Origin of the sequence: Frigoribacterium sp. CFBP 8759, from assembly GCF_014841655.1 — a bacterium.
GTDB lineage: Bacteria > Actinomycetota > Actinomycetes > Actinomycetales > Microbacteriaceae > Frigoribacterium.
In genome coordinates, this window is the sequence record NZ_JACYUH010000001.1 from 717,877 (window position 1) to 737,987 (window position 20,111).

Annotated in this window: 19 protein-coding genes, 1 tRNA gene and 1 riboswitch; of the genes, 11 read left to right on the plus strand and 9 right to left on the minus strand. The window is 71.3% G+C overall.

Annotated features, from left to right (window positions below; genetic code table 11):
- The first annotated feature begins 196 nt into the window (after positions 1–196).
- From IFT79_RS03365 to pstB, 4 genes are all read left to right on the plus strand, one after another.
- Positions 197–1,297 (plus strand): phosphate ABC transporter substrate-binding protein PstS, encoded by a 1,101-nt coding sequence (locus IFT79_RS03365; protein ID WP_446718849.1) that lies wholly within the window; start codon positions 197–199, stop codon positions 1,295–1,297.
- A gap of 141 nt (positions 1,298–1,438) precedes the next feature.
- Positions 1,439–2,401, plus strand: a complete 963-nt coding sequence (gene pstC, locus IFT79_RS03370; RefSeq protein ID WP_056043239.1) for a phosphate ABC transporter permease subunit PstC — start codon at positions 1,439–1,441, stop codon at positions 2,399–2,401.
- A complete protein-coding gene (gene pstA / locus IFT79_RS03375) occupies positions 2,401–3,495 on the plus strand; it encodes a phosphate ABC transporter permease PstA (RefSeq protein ID WP_056043244.1) in 1,095 nt (364 codons plus the stop codon). The genes pstC and pstA overlap by 1 nt, the downstream gene beginning before the upstream one ends.
- 64 nt (positions 3,496–3,559) lie before the next feature.
- Positions 3,560–4,339 (plus strand): phosphate ABC transporter ATP-binding protein PstB, encoded by a 780-nt coding sequence (gene pstB, locus IFT79_RS03380; protein ID WP_043597259.1) that lies wholly within the window; start codon positions 3,560–3,562, stop codon positions 4,337–4,339.
- Positions 4,340–4,455: 116 nt separating this feature from the next.
- Here pstB and IFT79_RS16140 read toward each other — a convergent pair whose 3' ends face one another.
- From IFT79_RS16140 to IFT79_RS03395, 3 genes are all read right to left on the minus strand, one after another.
- The gene (locus IFT79_RS16140; RefSeq protein WP_056043248.1) at positions 4,456–5,400 is read right to left on the minus strand and encodes an anti-sigma factor; all 945 of its coding nucleotides are present in this window, start codon (positions 5,398–5,400) and stop codon (positions 4,456–4,458) included.
- Complete coding sequence (locus IFT79_RS03390) at positions 5,397–5,993, minus strand: sigma-70 family RNA polymerase sigma factor (RefSeq protein ID WP_056043251.1); 597 nt, start codon at positions 5,991–5,993, stop codon at positions 5,397–5,399. The genes IFT79_RS16140 and IFT79_RS03390 overlap by 4 nt, the downstream gene beginning before the upstream one ends.
- 779 nt (positions 5,994–6,772) lie before the next feature.
- The gene (locus IFT79_RS03395; protein WP_192122901.1) at positions 6,773–7,402 is read right to left on the minus strand and encodes a DNA-directed RNA polymerase subunit beta; all 630 of its coding nucleotides are present in this window, start codon (positions 7,400–7,402) and stop codon (positions 6,773–6,775) included.
- A gap of 148 nt (positions 7,403–7,550) precedes the next feature.
- On the opposite strand from IFT79_RS03395, the gene IFT79_RS03400 reads away from it, so the two are divergent.
- Positions 7,551–7,623: transfer RNA gene (locus IFT79_RS03400), tRNA-Lys, on the plus strand.
- Positions 7,624–8,065: 442 nt separating this feature from the next.
- Here the strand turns inward: IFT79_RS03400 and IFT79_RS03405 are convergent.
- The gene (locus IFT79_RS03405) at positions 8,066–9,007 is read right to left on the minus strand and encodes an aldose 1-epimerase family protein (protein ID WP_192122902.1); all 942 of its coding nucleotides are present in this window, start codon (positions 9,005–9,007) and stop codon (positions 8,066–8,068) included.
- A 70-nt stretch (positions 9,008–9,077) separates the two neighbouring features.
- Complete coding sequence (locus tag IFT79_RS03410; RefSeq protein WP_342211754.1) at positions 9,078–9,944, minus strand: DeoR/GlpR family DNA-binding transcription regulator; 867 nt, start codon at positions 9,942–9,944, stop codon at positions 9,078–9,080.
- A gap of 79 nt (positions 9,945–10,023) precedes the next feature.
- Between IFT79_RS03410 and galT the strand changes: the two genes are divergently transcribed.
- Positions 10,024–11,127: a galactose-1-phosphate uridylyltransferase gene (gene galT / locus IFT79_RS03415; RefSeq protein ID WP_192122903.1), complete on the plus strand. Its 1,104-nt coding sequence runs from the start codon at positions 10,024–10,026 to the stop codon at positions 11,125–11,127.
- Complete coding sequence (gene galK / locus IFT79_RS03420; protein WP_056043260.1) at positions 11,124–12,329, plus strand: galactokinase; 1,206 nt, start codon at positions 11,124–11,126, stop codon at positions 12,327–12,329. Before galT ends, galK begins: the two co-directional genes overlap by 4 nt.
- A gap of 328 nt (positions 12,330–12,657) precedes the next feature.
- Here the strand turns inward: galK and IFT79_RS03425 are convergent, their stop codons facing one another.
- Both IFT79_RS03425 and glyA read right to left on the minus strand, forming a co-directional pair.
- The gene (locus tag IFT79_RS03425) at positions 12,658–13,575 is read right to left on the minus strand and encodes a bifunctional methylenetetrahydrofolate dehydrogenase/methenyltetrahydrofolate cyclohydrolase (protein WP_173154823.1); all 918 of its coding nucleotides are present in this window, start codon (positions 13,573–13,575) and stop codon (positions 12,658–12,660) included.
- A gap of 62 nt (positions 13,576–13,637) precedes the next feature.
- A complete protein-coding gene (gene glyA, locus IFT79_RS03430; RefSeq protein ID WP_082460133.1) occupies positions 13,638–14,954 on the minus strand; it encodes a serine hydroxymethyltransferase in 1,317 nt (438 codons plus the stop codon).
- Between the two features lie 44 nt (positions 14,955–14,998).
- Positions 14,999–15,082, minus strand: a riboswitch (ZMP/ZTP riboswitch).
- Positions 15,083–15,142: 60 nt separating this feature from the next.
- Between glyA and clpS the strand changes: the two genes are divergently transcribed.
- Entirely contained in the window at positions 15,143–15,448 is a 306-nt protein-coding gene (gene clpS, locus IFT79_RS03435; RefSeq protein ID WP_056043262.1) for an ATP-dependent Clp protease adapter ClpS, read from the plus strand.
- Positions 15,445–15,921 carry a DUF2017 domain-containing protein gene (locus tag IFT79_RS03440; RefSeq protein ID WP_342211755.1) on the plus strand — a complete coding sequence of 159 codons (477 nt, stop codon included), beginning with the start codon at positions 15,445–15,447 and terminating at the stop codon, positions 15,919–15,921. The genes clpS and IFT79_RS03440 overlap by 4 nt, the downstream gene beginning before the upstream one ends.
- Before the next feature lie 140 nt (positions 15,922–16,061).
- Here the strand turns inward: IFT79_RS03440 and IFT79_RS03445 are convergent, their stop codons facing one another.
- Positions 16,062–16,247: a PspC domain-containing protein gene (locus tag IFT79_RS03445; RefSeq protein WP_054147120.1), complete on the minus strand. Its 186-nt coding sequence runs from the start codon at positions 16,245–16,247 to the stop codon at positions 16,062–16,064.
- Between the two features lie 79 nt (positions 16,248–16,326).
- Between IFT79_RS03445 and IFT79_RS03450 the strand changes: the two genes are divergently transcribed.
- Together IFT79_RS03450 and IFT79_RS03455 are read left to right on the plus strand one after the other, a co-directional pair.
- Positions 16,327–18,018 carry an ABC-F family ATP-binding cassette domain-containing protein gene (locus IFT79_RS03450; protein ID WP_056043269.1) on the plus strand — a complete coding sequence of 564 codons (1,692 nt, stop codon included), beginning with the start codon at positions 16,327–16,329 and terminating at the stop codon, positions 18,016–18,018.
- Positions 18,019–18,076: 58 nt separating this feature from the next.
- On the plus strand, positions 18,077–19,246 hold the full coding sequence (locus IFT79_RS03455) for an SGNH/GDSL hydrolase family protein (protein ID WP_192122904.1): 1,170 nt from the start codon (positions 18,077–18,079) through the stop codon (positions 19,244–19,246).
- Between the two features lie 132 nt (positions 19,247–19,378).
- Here IFT79_RS03455 and IFT79_RS03460 read toward each other — a convergent pair whose 3' ends face one another.
- On the minus strand, positions 19,379–19,975 hold the full coding sequence (locus IFT79_RS03460; RefSeq protein ID WP_192122905.1) for a hypothetical protein: 597 nt from the start codon (positions 19,973–19,975) through the stop codon (positions 19,379–19,381).
- Positions 19,976–20,111: the final 136 nt, after the last annotated feature.

Consider the following 20,111-nt stretch of genomic DNA (forward strand, 5'->3'; position numbering starts at 1 on the left):
AGACGGTCGACCCCCGCCCGCACCGGGCCGGGGTCGACCGCCGTCCGGACGCGCCTGTCCGGGCCGATGTTCCCCCCTCGTTCACCTTCCGTTCACCGGGGCAGGCGACCGTGGTTAACCCGTCGCCGTAGCGTCTCGCACGGGTCGGCACCTGGCCCACAGCACCCAGCCATCACATCCCGAAAAGGACCCCCCTGTGAACTTCAAGCGCACCGGCAGCATCGTCGCGATCGCCGCGGTCGGAACCATGCTCCTCGCGTCCTGCGCCAGCAACGAAGGCGGCGCTTCGCCCTCGGGCGACGCATCGGCCAGCGACCTCTCCGGCTCCATCTCGGGCATCGGCGCCTCGTCGCAGCAGGCTGCGCAGGAGGCCTGGGTCGCGGGCTTCCAGACCGCCAACCCCGACGTCACGATCAACTACGACCCGCAGGGTTCGGGTGGCGGCCGTGAGAGCTTCATCTCGGGCGCCGCGGACTTCGCCGGCTCCGACCGTGCGTTCAAGACCGACGAGATCTCGTCGAGCACCTTCGCCGGCTGCACGCCCGACACCGGCATCGTCGAACTGCCCGCCTACGTCTCGCCCATCGCGGTCGTCTTCAACCTCGACGGCGTGAAGGAGCTCAACCTCACGCCCGCCACCCTCGCCGGCATCTTCAGCGGCAAGATCACCACCTGGGACGCCTCCGAGATCAAGGCCGACAACCCCGACGCCGACCTGCCCAGCACGGGCATCACGGCCGTCCACCGCTCGGACGACTCGGGCACCACCGAGAACTTCACCGACTACCTGCACGCCACGGCCGGCGACACCTGGACCGAAGAGGCCGACGGCACCTGGCCGACCGCGTTCGGCGGCGAGGGCGCCTCGGGCACCACCGGCGTGATCGACGCCGTCACCAACGGCACCGGCACCATCGGCTACGCCGACGCCTCGCGCGCCGGTGACCTCGGCGTCGCCAAGGTCAAGGTCGGCGACGACTTCGTCGGCTACTCGGCCGAGGCCGCAGCCGCCATCGTCGACGAGTCGCCCGAAGAAGAGGGTCGCACCGACGGCGACATCGCCATCGAGCTCGACCGCACCTCGAGCGCCGCAGGCGTCTACCCGATCGTCCTGGTCAGCTACCTGATCGCCTGCGAGTCCTACGAGGACGCCGCCAAGGGCGAGCTCGTGAAGGCGTACCTCTCGTACGTCACCAGCGAGGACGGCCAGAAGGTCGCGGCCGACGCCGCCGGTTCGGCCCCGATCTCGAGCACCCTCTCGGGTCAGGTCGCCGACGCCATCGCGCTCATCAAGTAACACGGCACCACCCCGGGGGCCCGGGAACGCACCGCGGCGTTCCCGGGCCGTCGGCCTGACAGGCACCACCAGCACAAGCACCAGCACCAGCACCCGTGTTCGTCCCCGAACCCCACCCGAGCCTCCGGAGGACCCCGTCCGATGACCGCCCCCGCCACGACCTCGGCCCCCGCCGTCGTCCCGAAGCCCAAGCGACGTCCTGCCGACCGGATCTTCTCGGGCAGCACGGTCGTCGCCGGTGGTCTCATCCTCGCGATCCTCGCGGCCGTCGCGCTCTTCCTCATCGTGCAGAGCATCCCGGCCCTCACGGCCGCTCCCGAGGACGTCTCGCTCTCGGGTTACCCCGGTTCGTTCTGGGAGTACGTCGGACCGCTGGCGTTCGGCACGGTCTACGCCGCCGCGCTCGCCCTGCTGATGGCCCTCCCCGTCGCCATCGGCATCGCCCTCTTCATCTCGCACTACGCCCCCCGCAAGCTCGCCCAGGGGCTCGGCTACGTGATCGACCTCCTGGCCGCCGTGCCGTCGGTCGTCTTCGGCCTGTGGGGCAGCATCGTGCTCGCCCCCGCGATCCAGCCCTTCTACGACTGGCTGGTCAGCACGTTCGGCTGGTTCCCGCTCTTCGCCGGCCCGGTCTCGGGCACCGGTCGCACCCTCTTGACCGCCTCGATCGTGCTCGCCGTGATGATCCTGCCGATCATCACCGCCCTGAGTCGTGAGGTCTTCCTCCAGACGCCGGTACTGCACGAAGAGGCCGCCCTCGCCCTCGGCGCCACCCGCTGGGAGATGATCCAGATCGCCGTGCTGCCGTTCGGTCGCCCCGGAGTGATCTCGTCCGCGATGCTCGGCCTCGGTCGTGCCCTGGGCGAGACCATGGCGGTGGCGCTCGTGCTCTCGCCGGCCCTCGTCGTCAACCCCGCGATCCTGACGTCGACGAACTCCTCGACCATCGCGGCGAACATCGCCCTCCGGTTCCCCGAGGCGCACGACATCGGCATCAACACCCTCATCGCGACCGGCCTCGTGCTGTTCGTCATCACCCTGATCGTCAACTCGATCGCACGCTACGTCATCAACCGCCGCAAGGCCTTCTCGGGAGCGAACTGATGGCCACCACCACCGCCGGCGTGCGCCGGTCCACCCGCACGGTCAACGCCCTCACGACGGGGCGCCTGCCCAAGGCCGCGCCCCTCGTCATCCTGCTCGGCAGCTGGGTCGTCATGGGCGTCGTCTTCGCCCTCCTGAACGCGGCGGGCGTCACCGATTCCTTCAACTGGGTCGGGGCGATCATCCTCGGCACCGTGCTCTACGCCGTGCTCGTCTTCGTCGTCGCGATGCAGATCGAGGGCATCCGCCGTGCGAAGGACCGCGTCGTCACGACCGCCGTCAGTGCGGCGTTCATCATCGCGCTGGTTCCGCTGGTCTCCTTGCTCTTCACCGTCGTCACGTCGGGCTCCAACCGGTTCGACGCCGACTTCTTCGCGATGTCGATGCGCAACGTCGTCGGAGCCGGCGGCGGTGGTCTGCACGCCATCACCGGCACCCTGCTGATCACGGCGCTGGCCGCCGTCATCTCGGTGCCGATCGGCCTGCTGACCGCCATCTACCTCGTCGAGTACGGTCAGGGCCGCCTGGCCCGCGCCATCACGTTCTTCGTCGACGTCATGACGGGCATCCCCTCGATCGTCGCCGGCCTGTTCGCCTACGCCCTGTTCGTGATCTTCTTCGGCGAAGGGGTCCGCATGGGCGCGGCCGGCTCCGTGGCCCTCGCCGTCCTGATGATCCCCGTGGTGGTGCGCAGCACGGAAGAGATGCTGAAGCTCGTGCCGAACGAGTTGCGAGAAGCGGCCTACGCCCTCGGCGTCCCGAAGTGGCTGACCATCGTCAAGGTGGTCATCCCCACCTCGGTCGCGGGCATCACGACCGGCGTCATGCTGGCCATCGCGCGCATCATCGGCGAGACCGCTCCGCTCTTGATCACGGCCGGCTTCACCGCGAGCATGAACTACAACCTTTTCGACGGTCGCATGCAGTCGCTGCCGGTGTTCGCCTACAGCTCGTACGTCAGCCAGGGCACCGACGCGGCGGCCTTCATCGACCGGGCCTGGACCTCCGCCCTCACCCTGATCCTGATGGTCATGGCGCTGAACCTGCTGGCCCGCCTGATCGCCCGCGTGTTCGCCCCCAAGCTCGGCCGCTGACCCGGCCGCCCCGACCCACACCCCGTCCCGGCTCCCGCCCGGCTCCCACCCCGAAGGAATCACCGTGTCCAAGCGCATCGAGGTCAACGACCTCAACGTCTACTACAGCAAGTTCAAGGCTGTCGAAGACGTCAACATCACCATCGAGCCCCGCACGGTCACCGCGTTCATCGGCCCGTCCGGCTGTGGCAAGTCGACCTTCCTGCGCACGCTGAACCGCATGCACGAGGTCATCCCCGGTGCCTACGTGGAGGGCGAGGTGCTGATCGACGGCAACGACCTCTACAGCCCCGGCGTCGACCCCGTCCTGGTCCGTCGACAGGTCGGCATGGTGTTCCAGCGCCCCAACCCGTTCCCGACGATGAGCATTCGCGACAACGTGCTCGCGGGCGTCAAGCTCAACAACCGCCGCATGTCGAAGAGCGACCAGGACGGCCTCGTCGAGTCGTCGCTGCAGGGCGCGAACCTCTGGAACGAGGTCAAGGACCGCCTCGACAAGCCCGGCTCGGGCCTCTCGGGTGGTCAGCAGCAGCGCCTCTGCATCGCGCGGGCCATCGCGGTCTCCCCCGACGTCGTGCTGATGGACGAGCCCTGCTCGGCCCTCGACCCGATCTCGACGCTCGCCATCGAGGACCTCATCGAGGAGCTCAAGCAGCAGTACACGATCGTCATCGTGACCCACAACATGCAGCAGGCCAGCCGCGTCAGCGACAAGACCGCGTTCTTCAACATCGCCGGCACCGGCAAGCCAGGCAAGCTCATCGAGTACGACGACACCGCGAAGATGTTCTCGAACCCGAGCGTGCAGGCCACGGAAGACTACGTGTCGGGACGTTTCGGCTGATCGGCGCCGCGCCTCCTCGGGGTGAGGCGCACCCGCACGCCGCGTGTCCGTGAGGGGCACACGAGAAGAGGCGGTCCACCACGTGGTGGACCGCCTCTTCTGGCGTGGCGACGGGGTCAGGCGCTGGGGATGGCGACGACCGGGTCGCTGGTCGGCGAGGACGAGCCACCCGCCGGCTCGACCGTGATGCCGATCGTGTCGCCCGCGTTCATCTCACCCTTGAGCAGGTGCGTGGCCGGGGCGCTCGACGAGGCGTCGAAGGTACCCGCGGGGACGGCGCCGTCATCGTTGATGTACCAGAGCTCGTAGGTCTGGTCGCCGGGCAGCGAGGTCATCCCGTCCACGACGACGGCCGAGCGACCGAGCTCGTCCGACCAGATGAGCGTCGCCTTGCCGCCGGTGCTGACGTCGGCCACCGAGCGTTGGAAGTCGCTCGCGGCGTAGATCTCGTCGATGCCCGAAGCCTGCTGTTCTTGCTGCTGGCCGGACTGACCGAGGCCCTCGACGAGGGCTCCACCGCCGAAGAAGAGCGCGGCGGCCGCGGCGGCCGCCCCGAGGACGGCGACGGGGCGCGTGAACCAACGACGGTGCGCGGCTCCGGTCGGCGTGAGGACGCGAGCACCCTCGGATTCGCTCGGCTCCATCTCGGGGGCGGGGGTGCGCTCGACGCGACGTGCGTGGTCGTCGTCACCCGCGCCTCCTGCGGTCGTCGCGATGTCGTGGTCTGCCGTGGGGCTCGTCGGTGCCGCCGTCGCCGTGAGCGGCGCGAGCTGCGGCGTCGACGCGATGAGGTCGAGCACGCTTGCGCGGAGCCCGGCCGACGGGGTGACGGGCCGGGCCGCGTGAGCGAGCAACAATGCGGTCTCTCTCAATTCGGCCACCTCCGTCCTGGTGTCGTCGTGCTGGTCTGATGTGTCGTCGAGGAGTGCCTCGAACGCGTGTCGTTCGTCGTCGCTCAGTGCGTTGAGCACGTAGGCGCCGGACAGGTTGTCGGTGTCGGTTCTCGTGGTGCCCGCGTCGTCCGCGTGGCGGCCGTGCGTGGGCTCGTCGTGGTCGGTCACGAAGCCACCCCCATCTCGTCGCGCAGACGGATCATGCCGTCGCGCAGTCTGGTCTTGACCGTGCCGATCGGCACGTCCAACAGTTTCGCGACCTCGCTGTGGCTGAGGCCGCCGTAGTAGGCGAGCTTCACCGCCTGCCGTTGCAGTTCGGTGAGGCGTCCGAGGGCCCGCTCGACCCGCTCGTGCTCGATGCGGATCTCGACGGACTCGGTGACCGAGTCGAAGTCGGTCTCGAGGTCGCGCACGCCGATCTTGAGGTCTCGATCGCGGCCGGCCTGGGAGGCGCGGATGCGGTCGACGGCTCGTCGGTGCGCCATCGTGAGCATCCAGCTGGCGGCGCTGCCCCGGGTGGAGTCGAAGCGCGTGGCGTTCTGCCAGATCTCGAGGAAGACCTCTTGGGCCACCTCTTCGGACTGGGCGTGGTCTTTCAGGAGGCGCTTGATCAGACCCAGCACGCGGGGCGCCGTCTGGTCGTACAGCTCGGCGAAAGCGGCCTGATCACCCTGCGCGACCCGCGGCAACAACATGTCGGGGGTCGACGGAGCAGGCCCGCTCTCGGGTGTCTCTGTCTCTCGGGTCACGAGTTCGAGCATGTCAGGGTTCACCTCCGGTCGCACTGTTCGTCGGGTCGTGGGTCACGATCCGGGGCGGATCGTGATGTGGTGCGGTGTTCGTGGTGCGGTGTGTTCGTGGTGCGGACGGGACTCCCTGCGATGCGTCCGTCTGGGATGGCGTTCAGGCCCGGTGCATCGCAGGGAGACCAGCCCGCCGACGCCCGAAACTAAGGGAGGACGGGTGTCGGCGGGGGATCGTGGATCCCTCACGTCAATGATTCGGCACGGGGGGCCCGCCGGATTGGGTGAACATCCCGGCACGCTCGTGGTGCCCGGCCGGACCCCGGGTGTCGAACCTGACAGGGGCGGACCGACAGCCGTCCAGGAGCCGACGGGTTCGCCCCGACGCGTCGCTCACCGTCACCCAGCGATCGCCAGACGCCGTCGCCTGCTCCCGACGTACCCGAGCCGACGAGCCGAGGAGGCGCGGTGCCGGCGGAAAGGAGGCCGACGGTCGGTCGTCACGTCGGCTCTCGACCGAGGACCCACCTCGGGAGGAAGAGGCGCCGGACCGCAGAAACGCCTCTCGGCGCGAGGCCGCTCGAAGCGGCTAAATTTGGAGCCCGGGGTTACTGCGGCCCGACAGGGAAGACTTTACCCGCCTCGGGCCGAGCGGTCCGCCGAGTTCGCGTCGTGCGAACGCGAGGCGGGTCCGCGCGTGTCGAGCGGGGGGCGGTCGCCGGTCGGCGGTCGGCGCTCGGCCGTGCCGCCCTCCTCAGCGCGGCGCAGGCCCGCCCGCGCGGCGCTGGCCCCGGCGCTCAGTCGAGGCTGTCGTCGCGCCACAGGTGGGCGCAGGCGACGAGGTCGACCCCGAGCTCGCTGAAGCGCAGAGCGCGACGGGTGAGTTCGCCCGCGCGGTCGGACCCGACGGCGTCCTGGTCGTCGGCGACCGAGGTGGCGCCGGCGGCGGCGAGGCGACAGAACGCGGCACCCCGCTCGAGGGCGATGGCGAAGTCCCCGACGAAGACCCCGCGGAGGATCAGGTCGGCGAGTTCGAGGATCTCTTCCGGGCTGGCCGGAGCGGGCGCACCCGCGACGACCGGGTCGATCGTGGTGGCGACCTGGACCCCGCGCTCGAAGAGCTGGGTGACCTCGACCGGGTTCTGCCGGATGACGGCCCGCACGAGGTAGATGCGCCAGAGGGCGCCGGGAAGGCTGTGGGGACTGGCCCGGGCCCAGAGTTCGGCGACCGCGTCGATGCCGTGCTGGTCGGTGAAGGTGACGAGCCGGTCGAGGATCTCGGGGCTCGGGTCGTGCTTGACGCGCGCGACGAGGGCCGAGGCCGACTCGTGGGCGACGCGGTTCATCGTCGCGGGGTCGTCTCCGCCCTGGAAGGCTTCGAACTCGGACCCCGAGAACTGGGTCGGGCGGTGGAATGGTCTCGGCACCGGACCCACGATAGGCGCGACCACCGACACCGAGCCGGGCGTTCGCCCACGGCATCACCGCCTGCACCGGGCGCACCCGTCGACACCGAGGAGGCGCGGGTGGGCCTGGCGGGCAGGAGGCGCGGCATCCCGTAAAGTGGACGCGCACGGGCCTCTAGCTCAGTTGGTAGAGCATCGGACTTTTAATCCGCGGGTCGTGGGTTCGAGCCCCACGGGGCCCACCTGTACGCGTCGCCGTCGCCACATCGCTCCGACGTCGTCGCCCGTCACGGACGGCCGCCTTCCGACCAGGAAGGTGGGGCCGACGTCGCACCCGAATGCGGCGGCCCCACCACGAGAGACCGAACCCGAATCCTGTCCCCCGATTTCAGGTGGGTCCCACCCACCTGGCATGCGCAGAACCTACGCCTTGTCCGCCTCCGCGTCTCGACGAGTCTGTTGAGGGCGAGAGAAAGCGCCCCTCCGGTTCGGGCCGGGAGGGGCGCTCGGCCTCCTCGCGACACGTGTCGGGCAAGCCGACGCGGTCGTTACGGGGTACGCCAGGGTTACGGGACCCTGGGGAGACAGCACTCGACGTTACGCGCCCGGCATCGTGCCGGTCTCAGGTTCGCGTTTTCTGGACATTGACCCTCGAGCGAGTCGCGACGAACCGCCACGTCATCGTCATGAGCCGGACGCCCGGTACCGCACGCCCCACGTGCCCGTCCACGTCTCGCCCGGCTCGAGCCAGCGCAGACCCTCGCCCGAGGCCAGCGCGTTGGCCGGTGCCGTCATCGGTTCGGCGGCGACGGCCAGCCCCTCGACCCCGTCCCGGGGGAAGTTGCGGGGCGTGAACACCTGCACGTACTCGAACGACGGGTCTTGCCAGAGCTCGGTCGCCGAGCCGTCGGGGGCCGAGAAGGTCGTCGTGCGGATGCCGTCGGCGTCGGACTCGACGTCGCGGTAACCCGTGTCGAGGTCGAGGTCGCCCAGGCGAGGGCCCTGCGACAGGTCGAACTCGGTGCCGGCCACCGGCACCGTCCCGACCGGGATGCTCGCCTCGTCGGTCTCGTAGCGCGTCGAGGCCGCCAGCGTGACGGTCAGCGTCGCCGGATCGTGGTCGCCCACACGGAAGAACGGGTGCGACCCGACGGCGAACGGGGCCCGGTCCGGGCCGACGTTCGTGATCGTGTGCGTCACCACCATGCCGTCCGGGACGAGCTCGTGCCGCACGCTCGTGTCGAGCTCGAACGGATAGCCGTGCTGGGGGAACACCGTCGCTCCGAGCGTCACGGCGTGGGGCTCGCGGTCGACCACCTGGTAGGCCGTGTACCGCAGCAGCCCGTGGCTGGCGTTGCCCTTGGACGGCTCGGTCAGGTCGAGCTGCTGCTCACGGCCGTCGAGCGTCCATCGGCCGCGCGCGACCCGGTTCGGCCAGGGCACGAGGGTGATGCCGCAGGCGGACGGCGGCACCTCGTCGGCACCGAAGGTCTCGGTGAGGGTGATGCCGTCGACGGCCAGCGCGCGGATGCCCGCCGCCACCTGCGTGACCACACCCGTGACGCGGTGCCCGTCGTGCTCCAGGGCGAGGTCGTACTGTTCTCCGGTCGGGCTGCTCGTCGTCATCGTTCCAGTCTCGCTCTCGGGTGTCGGTGGCGTCCGGGATCGCTCGAGGCCCCGCGACGGGGGCCGGGGCTCAGGGACGCGAGGGGGCAGGGTCGCGAGGAGGCGCGTCGACCCCGCCCGCGCCTCCTGCGGTGACGACGGCGAGGCCGGCTCGACGCAGCTCGGCGACGGGCGCCTCGTCGGCCCCCGCCGTGATGAGCGCCTCGAAGGTGTCGAGCGGACCGATGACGCCGAGGTGGGCCTCGCCGAGCTTGCTGCCGTCGGCGACGATGTACGACCGGCGGGCGGTCTGGGTCATGAGGCGCTTGAGGTCGGTCTCGGGCAGGTTGACGTTCGTCACCCCGTGGAGGGCGTGGACGCCGGTGCAGCCGATGAACGCCAGGTCGGCCGTGACGCTCGCGAACACGCTCGTCGCCAGCGGGTTGACCAGCGAGTGCTGCAACGGCCGCAGGGTGCCGCCGGACACGATGACCGTGAACCGGGGCACGGCCTGCTCGAGCGCCAGCGCGATGGTGAGGCCGTTCGTCACGACCACGACGCCCTCGAGGTCGTGCCGTTCGAGCAGGGCAAGCGCGATCTGGGTTGTGGTCGTGCCGACGTCGAGCACGACGCAGTCACCCGACCGTACGAGCGACGCGGCCTCGACCCCGATGGCCCGCTTGGCCTCGGTCGAGACCGAGCTCTCTTCTTCGAACGGTCGCTCGGCCGGGCGGTCGACGGACAGCGCCCCACCGTGCACGCGCGAGAGCAGGCCGTCGGCCGCCAGGCTCTCGAGGTCGGTGCGGATCGTCACCTCGGACAGCCGGAACTCGCGCGCCAGCTCGGCCGTGCGGACGAAGCCGCGACGCCCGACGAGGTCGGCGATGCGGTCGCGACGCCGCTCACCCGGCAGCGGCGCGGGCTGCGGCACCGGGGGCGGGGTCGAGTTGCCGTTCACCCGGCTAGTTTCGTATGCTTTCACGTACTTTCGCAACTGCAAATCGTGGTCGCGAGTGCCCCGAACTGAAGGAGGCGCGATGTCGTCCATCACGAAACGCGCGACGGTCCTGTCCGACGGTCGCGAACTCATCTACTTCGACGACGCCGACACCACGCTCACGGCCGAGCGACGCGTCGACGCGCGCACGCTCGATCCGCGGCCCGACACGGCGACCATGCGACAGGACGTCCTCACCGGCGAGTGGGTCTCGATCGCCGCGTCGCGGCAGAACCGTGTGTTCCTGCCCCCGGCCGAGCTTGACCCGCTGGCGCCGGCCAGCGAGACCAACCCGTCCGAGATCCCCGACGTCTACGACGTCGCCGTGTTCGAGAACCGCTCGCCGTCGTTCGGGCCGCTGCTCGAGAGCGACGACGCTCCCGAGGGCCTCGACGACCTGACCCGCATCGGCCTCGAACGCACCCTGCGCAGCGTCGGCCGGTGCGAGGTCGTCTGCTTCAGCCCCGAGACCCACGGGTCGTTCGCCGACCTGAGCGAGTCACGCGCCCGCACCGTGGTCGAGGCCTGGGCCGACCGCACGGCCGCCCTGTCGGCGCTGCCCGGCATCCAGCAGGTGTTCCCCTTCGAGAACCGCGGCCAGGCCATCGGCGTCACCCTGCACCACCCGCACGGCCAGATCTACGCCTACCCCTACGTCACGCCGCGCACCACGCGGCTGCTCGACAGCATCGAGACCTACGGGCCGACCCTCTTCGCCGACCTGCTCGACCGCGAACGCTCCGGCCCCCGCGTCGTCCTCGCCGGCGAGCACTTCACGGCCTTCGTCCCGTTCGCCGCGCGATGGCCCATCGAGATCCACCTGCTGCCGCACCGTCACGCCCCCGACTTCGCGGCGCTGACCGACGACGAACGCGACGAGCTCGCGGTCATGTACCGGCGCCTCCTGCGCGGTGTCGACGGCCTGTACGACGACCCGACGCCCTACATCGCCGCCTGGCACCAGGCCCCCGTCGGCGTCGGTCGCGACACCGTGCGCCTGATGCTGCAGATCACCTCGCCTCGCCGGGCCGAGAGCAAGTTGAAGTTCCTGGCAGGCTCCGAGGCAGCGATGGGAGCCTGGGTGGGCGACCTCGTCCCCGAGGTGCAGGCCGACCGAATCCGAGAGACGATCGAGCGATCATGACCGACACCACCACTCCCCAGGGCTTCCGCGAGGTCTTCGACACCGAGGTCGCCGGACGCTGGTCCGCCCCGGGCCGCGTGAACCTCATCGGCGAGCACACCGACTACAACGACGGCTTCGTGCTGCCCTTCGCCATCGACCGACGCACCACCGTCACCGTCGGTCGGCGCGACGACCGCCTGCTGCGCGTGGCGTCGTCGTTCGAGGGCGGCGTGCACGAGGTGTCGCTCGACGACCTCGACCCGGCATCGATGTCGGGGTGGTCGGCGTACGCCCTCGGCATCGCCTGGGCGTTGTCGGTTGCACACGACCGCGCCGACTCACCCTCGTTCGCGGCCGCCGGGGGCGACCTGTCGACCATCGACCTGTCGGGCGTCCCCGGCCTCGACCTGTTCGTCGAATCCGAGGTGCCGGTCGGCGCGGGGCTCTCGTCGTCCGCGGCGCTCGAGTGCTCGGTGGCCGTGGCCTTCGCCGAGCTCTGGTCGCTGGACGTCAACCGCTCAGCCCTGGCCGCGGTCGGGCAACTCGCCGAGAACGAGGTCGTCGGCGCACCCACGGGCATCATGGACCAGTCCGCGTCGCTGCTGGGCGAGGCCGACTCGGGGGTGTTCCTCGACTGCCGCAGCCTCGACGCCGACGTCGTCGACCTCGGCTTCGCCGCCGCCGGCCTCGAGGTGCTCGTCGTCGACACGCACGTCGAGCACGCCCACGCCACCGGCGGCTACGTCGAGCGTCGCGCGTCGTGCGAGAAGGGTGCCGCCGCCCTCGGCGTCGACTCCCTGCGCGACCTCGACGCCGACGACCTCGGTCGGGCCGAAGAGCTGCTCGACGACGAGACCTTCCGTCGCGTCCGTCACGTCGTCACCGAGAACCAGCGCGTGCTCGACACCGTCCGCACGCTGCGCACCGACGGCCCGCAGGCGATCGGCCATCTGCTCGACGCCTCGCACGTGTCGATGCGCGACGACTTCGAGATCTCGGTCCCCGAGTTGGACCTCGCCGTCGCCACCGCCCAGGCGACCGGTGCCGTGGGTGCCCGCATGACGGGGGGCGGTTTCGGCGGGTCGGCCATCGCGCTCGTCCCCACCGAGGCCCGCGCCGACGTCGAAGCCGCGATCGTCGCCGCCTTCGCCGAGGCCGGCTACACGGCTCCGACCGTCTTCACGGTGCACGCCGCCGAGGGCGCCCGCCGCGACGCCTGACGCCGGGCTGCCCTGCCACGGGCACAGCGCCACGAGATGGGCACAGCGCCAGGAGATGGGCACAGCACCAGGGGAAAACCTGGCGCGGTGTCCATCTTCTGGCGTGGTGGGAGCGGCGGCAGTGCTCCCCGCCACGAGGTCAATACGCCGCCACGTCATCGCGTGGCGGGGTGTCGAGTTCGTGGCGGGATGAGGGCACGACCCCGACGCAGCGCCACGAGATGGGCACAGCACCACGAGATGAGCACAGCGCCAGGGGAAAACCTGGCGCTGTGCTCATCTCCTGGCGTGGTGCGGGCAGCGGCAGCACGCCCGGCAGGCCCCGGCGTCAGGGACGCTCGGCGGCCTCGACCACGTTCTTCAGCAGCATGGCCCGGGTCATCGGCCCGACCCCACCCGGCACGGGCGACTGGAAGCCCGCGACCGCGGCGACGGCCGGATCGACGTCTCCGCGCAGCTTGTACTTGCCCGTCTCCTCGTTCAGCACGCGGGTGATGCCCACGTCGATCACGGCGGCCCCGGGCTTCACCCAGTCCGGCTTGACCAGCCCCGCGACGCCCGCGGCGGCCACGACGATGTCGGCCCGGCGCACCTCGGCGGCGACGTCGACCGTCCGGGAGTGCGTCAGCGTCGCCGTCGCCTCGAGGCGGGTCAACAGCAGCCCGAGCGGCCGCCCGACCGTCAGCCCCTGGCCGATGATCGTGACGTGCGTCCCCGCGATCGGGATGTCGTAGGCGTGCAGCATCTCGACGATGCCGCGCGGCGTGCAGGGCAGAGGCGTGTCGATCGACCCCTTGCCGCCGGGCACGGCCAGCACGAGCTCGCCGAGGTTGACCGGGTGCAGGCCGTCGGCGTCCTTGGCCGGGTCCATGAGCTCGAGCATCGCCGTCGGGTCGATGCCGGCGGGCAACGGCAACTGGATGATGAACGCCGTGACCGCGGGGTCGGCGTTCATCGTCTCGATCGCCCGACGGATCTCGTCCTCGGTCGCCGTGTCGGGCAGATCGATGCGGATCGACTCGATGCCGACCTCGGCGCAGTCACGGTGCTTGCCCGCGACGTAGGACAGCGAACCGGGGTTCGCCCCGACGAGGATCGTCCCGAGCCCCGGCGCGATGCCCCGGGCCTTGAGGGCGTCCACCCGGAGGCGCAGGTCGTCCTTGACGGCGGCGGCCAGAGCCGTGCCGTCGATCTTCACGGCGGACGAGTCGTCGCCGGGGACGAAACGGGCACGCTCGACGCCCACCGCACCCCGTGACGAGGCCCCGACCCCGACGTCCGCCGGAGTCCCGGCCGCGACGTCAGCGCTCACGCGTAGAGCGGGAACGCGTCGGTCAGCGCCTTGACGCGGGCCGCGAGGGCCTCGACGTCGGGCGAGGGCATCAGCGTGAGCGCGATGATGTCGGCGACCTCGGCGAACTCGTCATCCGAGAAGCCGCGGGTGGCGAGGGCCGACGTGCCGATGCGCACGCCCGAGGTGACCATCGGCGGGCGGGGGTCCCACGGCACCGAGTTGCGGTTCACCGTGATGCCGACGTCGTGCAGCAGGTTCTCGGCCTGCTTGCCGTCGACCTCGCTGGCGCGCAGGTCGACGAGCACCAGGTGCACGTCGGTGCCACCGGTCAGCACGTCGACCCCGGCGGCCTTGGCGTCGTCGGCCGTGAGGCGGGCCGCGAGGGCCTGGGCGCCGCGGATGGTGCGCTCTTGACGGTCCTTGAACTCGGGCTCGGCGGCGAGCTTGAACGCCGTCGCCTTGGCCGCGATGACGTGCATCAGGGGGCCGCCCTGCTGGCCCGGGAACACGGCCGAGTTGAGCTTCTTGAACAGGGGCTCGTGGTTCGAGAGGATCACGCCCGAGCGGGGACCCGCGAGGGTCTTGTGCACCGTCGACGAGACCACGTGCGCGTGCGGCAGGGGCGACGGGTGCAGGCCCGCGGCCACGAGGCCGGCGAAGTGCGCCATGTCGACCCAGAGGTAGGCGCCCACCTCGTCGGCGATGGCACGGAAGGCCGCGAAGTCGAGCTGACGGGGGTAGGCCGACCAGCCGGCGATGATGACCTTGGGCTGGTGCTCGATCGCCTGGCGACGGACGACGTCCATGTCGATCAGGTAGGTCTCGGGGTCGACCTCATAGGCCACGGCCTTGTACATCTTGCCCGAGAAGTTGAGCTTCATGCCGTGGGTCAGGTGGCCGCCGTGCGACAGCTCGAGACCGAGGATCGTGTCGCCGATGTCGGCGATCGCGGCGAGCACGGCGGCGTTCGCCTGGGCACCCGAGTGCGGCTGGACGTTGGCGAACTCGGCGCCGAACAGCGACTTGGCGCGCTCGATGGCGAGGTTCTCGGCGACGTCGACGAACTCGCAACCGCCGTAGTAGCGACGACCCGGGTAGCCCTCGGCGTACTTGTTCGTCAGCACCGAACCCTGCGACTCGAGCACGGCACGCGGCACGAAGTTCTCGGAGGCGATCATCTCGAGGTAGTCGCGCTGGCGCCCCAGCTCTTGCTCGAGGACGGCGGCGATCTCGGGGTCGACGACCGAGAGCGGCTGGTTGAAGGTCGACGGCTGGCGATCGGTCGACTCGGCGGACGAGGCGGCGGTCTGGGCGCTGGTCTGGTCGGAGATGGTCACGGAGGACTCCTTGGCACACGGGACGGACGGAGGTCGGATGTCGTGGCCCAGGCGTACGGCCACGCACGTGTGTCAGTCGCTCCCCGATGGTGACCATCTGAACGCCAGTCGCGACCCGCACAGCATAACAAGACGACCCCTGACGGGGAACCCGCTCGGCGACCGTGTGACACCCTGGACGGGTGAGCCCCACCCTCGACGACACCCGCACGGGAACGGAGGCCGACCAGCGCCTCCTGACCTCGCCCGACACCCCCTGGGTGACGCTCGTCTGGGATGACCCGGTCAACCTGATGACCTACGTCACGCACGTCTTCGAGACCTACTTCGGCTTCGGCCGGGCCGAGGCGAAGCGCCTGATGATGCGGGTCCACACCGAGGGTCGTGCGGTCGTCGCCACGGGCAACCGCGAAGCGATGGAGCGGCACGTCGAGGCGATGCACGACTACGGCCTGTGGGCGACCCTCTCGAAGGAGGACGAGGCGTGACGCTGGTGCCGTTCGTCCGCCCCCGGGGCGGCGACGAGATCCGCGTGCGGCTCGACGCCGACGAGCGGGGCCTGCTCACCGACCTGGTGGGTCAACTGCTGTCGCTGCTCGAGAACGGTGACGAGGGCGATCCGGCCCTGGCGCGCCTCCTGCCGGCGGCGTACCGCGACGACGCCGAGGCGGCCGCCGAGTTCCGGCGGTTCACGGCCGACGACCTGACCCGGCGCAAGGTCGAGAACGGCCGGGCGGTGCTGGCGACGCTCGGCGAACCGGGGTCGACGCTCGACCGTGCCGCCCAGCAGTCGTGGCTGCGCACCCTCAACGACCTGCGCCTGACCCTCGGCGAGCGCTTGGGGGTCACGGGCGACGGCCTCCCCGAGGGCGGTGACCGACAGCTGCAGGCGATGGGCCACGTCTTCGACTGGCTGGGCTACCTGCAGGAGGCGCTGCTGCGGTCCCTGCCCAAGGGCTGACCCAACGCCCGAACCGGCGCCACGCGCCCGGCGCCCGAACCCGGCGCCACGCGCCCGGCGCCCGAACCCGGCAACACGCGCCCGGCGCCCCGCAGGGCGAGGGCCGCGACCCGGCGATCAGCAGACCCGTGGGACGAGGTCTAGCGGTTCTCCTTCGGGAACACGACCCAGAGCACGAGGTACACGAGCACCTGGGGCCCCGGGAGGATGATCGACAGCACGAAGATCAGGCGCACCAGGAAGGCGCTGATGCCGAAGCGGTTCGCGAGGGCGGCGCAGACTCCGGCGATGATCTTGCCGCGGCGGGGACGAGTGAGGGAGGCCATGCCCCCGAGCATGCCAGCCCCGCCTGGAGGGCGCCAGGGCCGCCTCGCGGGCCGGCGCCCGGTACGCGAGAATGGCCGGATGAGCGCTTCACTCGTGGCCAAGGGCCTGGCCGGCGGCCACGGGCACCGCACCCTCTTCGACGACCTCGACCTGACCGTCGCCCCGGGTGACGTCGTGGGGGTGGTGGGCGTGAACGGGGCCGGCAAGTCGACGTTGCTGCGCCTCCTGGCGGGGGTCGACGAGCCGCAGGCCGGCACGATCACCCTCAACCCCGGCGACGCCTTCGTCGGCTGGCTGCCGCAGGAGCACGAGCGCGTGCCCGGAGAGACCGTCGCCGACTACATCGGCCGCCGCACGGGCAGCACGCAGGCCACCGCCGAGATGGACGCCGCCGCCGCCGCCCTCGGCGACCCCGACCCGGCGCCCCGAGCCGACGGCCTCGAACCCGCCGACGTCTACTCGACCGCCCTCGACCGGTGGCTCGCCAGCGGCGCCGCCGACCTCGACGACCGCCTGCCGCAGGTGCTCGCCGACCTCGGCCTCGACCGTGACGGCGACGGAGCCGTCGGCCCCGACAGCCCGATGACCGGCCTCAGCGGAGGCCAGGCGGCCCGCGTCGGCCTCGCCGCCCTGCTGCTCAGCCGCTTCGACGTCGCACTGCTCGACGAGCCCACGAACGACCTCGACCTCGACGGCCTCGAACGACTCGAGCGCTTCGTGCAGGGGCAGCGGGGCGGCATCGTCCTCGTCAGCCACGACCGCGAGTTCCTCGCCCGATGCGTGACGAAGGTGCTCGAGCTCGACCTCGCGCAGTCGTCGAACCGCGTCTTCGGCGGTGGCTACGACGCCTACCTCGACGAGCGCGAGACGGCCCGCCGTCACGCCCGCGAGGCCTACGACGAGTTCGCCGAGAAGAAGGCCGACCTCGTCGGCCGCGCCCGCACCCAGCGCGAGTGGTCGAGCCAGGGCGTCCGCAACGCGATGAAGAAGGCCCCCGACAACGACAAGATCCGTCGCAAGGCCTCGGCCGAGTCGAGCGAGAAGCAGGCCCAGAAGGTCCGCCAGATGGAGAGCCGCATCGCGCGCCTCGACGAGGTCGACGAGCCCCGCAAAGAGTGGCAGCTCGAGTTCACGATCGGTGCCGCACCCCGGTCGAGCTCGGTCGTCTCGACCCTCAGCGGTGCGGTGTTCCGCCAGGGCGACCCCGCGACGGGCGAGTTCGTGCTCGGTCCGGTGTCGCTGCAGGTGGACGGCGGCGACCGCATCGGCATCACCGGCCCGAACGGAGCCGGCAAGTCGACCCTGCTGCGCGGCCTGCTCGGCCGCCAGGCCCCCAGCGAAGGAGGCGCGAGTCGCGGAGCCAGCATCGCCGTCGGCGAGATCGACCAGGCCAGGGCACTGCTGGCCGGCGACGTGCCGTTGGCCGACGCGTTCGAGGCGCTCGTGCCGGACTGGCCCCAGGCCGAGGTGCGGACGCTGCTCGCCAAGTTCGGGCTCAAGGCCGACCACGTCTCGCGTCCGGTCGACGAGCTCTCGCCCGGCGAGCGCACCCGCGCCGGCCTCGCCCTGCTGCAGGCCCGCGGCGTCAACGTGCTCGTGCTCGACGAGCCCACGAACCACCTCGACCTCGCCGCCATCGAGCAGCTCGAGCAGGCCCTCGAGTCGTACGACGGCACGCTGCTGCTCGTCACGCACGACCGGCGCATGCTCGAGACGGTCCGGCTCGATCGGCACTGGAGGGTCGAGGGCGGCACCGTCACCGAGTCGTGAGGGCGCCGACGACGTCGCCGGTGAACGACCCCCGCGCCCCTCGACTACCGTCGTCGTCATGACCCGAACCACCCGACTGGTCGCGGTCGCCGCTGCCCTCGCCCTGCTCACGGGCTGCACGGCGGGCCCGACCGCCCCGAGCGAGCCCACGGGCGGCGCCTCCACGGACGGGACCTCCTCTCCCCAGCCGACCCGCGCCTCCTCGGAGCTCGCCGACTGGGCGACCGCCCTCGACGCCCGCGACGACTACTCCGCCCGCTGGGTCGCCGTCGGCGACTCGATCTCCGAGGGCATGGGCGCCTCGACCGTGGACTCCCGGTGGATCGACCTGACCCTCGACGGCCTGCGCGAGCGCTACCCGACCGACGACGTGCCGGGCGGGGTCGGCTACCGGCCGGCCGCGTTCGCCGTCGCTCCCCCGGCGTCGACCTGGGCCCGCTGGGCCTCGAGCAGCGAGGGGTCGGTGTCGGCGTCGTCCCGCACCGCCGACCTCGGCTACCGCGCGGTCACCCTCGGTGCCGGCGCGACCACCACGTACCCGTTCACGGGCACCGACCTCGACCTCTGGTGGTCGAGCGGACGCGGCACCTTCGACTACACCGTCGACGACGGCGAGGCGATCGAGGTCGACACCCGCGACTCCATGGCCACCAGCGGGATCACGTCGGTGACCGGGCTCGACGCGGGCGCACACACCGTGACGATCCACGCGCAGACGCCGGTCGACCTCGAGGGTCTGACCGCCTTCGACGGCGATCGCGACCGCGGCATCACGCTCTTCGACTCGTCCCGCTCCGGCGCCACGGCCCGCACCTTCACGGCCGACCTGCCCGGGTTCCTCGACTCGATCGCCGCGACCAAGCCCGACCTGGTCACGCTCACGCTCGGTGCCAACGACGCGTTCAGCCGCACGCCGGACCAGTTCGAGGACGACTACCGCACCCTGATCGACGGCCTGCAGAGCCTCGACGACCCGCCGTCGGTCCTGCTGATGGGCGAGTTCGTGCCGGGCACGAACCTCACCGAGGGGCTGGCCGGCGATGCCGCCGAGTACGACGCCGTCGTGCAGCGCCTCGCGGCCGAGACCGGCAGCGCCTACGTCGACCTCGCCGACGCCCTGCCCGCCGACGGCATCGCCTCGCTGCTCTCGGCCGACGGGGTGCACCCGAACGACGCCGGCCAACGCGTCATCGCCGACTTCGTGCTCGAGAAGCTCAGCGTCGGCTGAGCGACCCGTCGAGTGGTCCCGTATCGTGGCTCGGCCCGCACGCGAGGACGTTTCGGGACCACTCGACCGACGTGTCGAGGCGGACGAGGAGGCGCGGGCCCGTCACAAAGACGACGCCCGCCCCGGCGGGGCTCAGTCGAAGAGGCCATAGGCGGCGTCGAGCGTCTCGTCGGTGCTGAGCGGGGCGGCGTCGCCCGCACCGGTCGCCGTGACGGCGATCAGGCCGTGAGGCGAGAGGACCGTGCTGGCCGAGGCCGTGATGCCCTGCTGCGTCACCGACTGCGAGAAGGCCTGGCCGCCGAACGCCTGGACGCGGGAGTCGTCGACGGTCTCGACGCCCTCGGTGCCCTCGATCTGCGAGGTCTGGGCGCTGATGTCGTCGGCGCTGAACTCCTGGCGCTGGGCGAGGACGACGATCGCCGTCACGTCGGCGGCGTCGGTCGCCTCGGTGGTCGGGGTCGCCCACTGGCAGTTCGCCTGGTCACCCGAGAACGTGCTGTCGTCGCGCAGCTCCAGGCCGTCCACGACGCCGCCGAGCGCCGAGCCGACGTCGTCGCAGCTGGCGAGGTCGTCGAAGGTGCCCTCCGTCGAGCCGACCGAGGACCCACCGGAACCGGCCTCGTCACCGTCACCCGCGCCTCCTGAGGTGCAGCCGGCGAGCAGCAGGCCGAGGGCGAGCACGCCCGTGGTGGTGGCCGTCACGGCCGTTCTGCGCATGGTCGTGGTCATCGGGGGCTCCCTCGTGATCTGCCCCGGGCTCGCTCTGCCCGGTGCTCCCGTCACCCTAACGAGGGGCACCTCCGAGGACGCACCGTCGTCGCGTCGTCGAACCACCCCGGAGGCTGGTTCGACGACGCGACGGTGG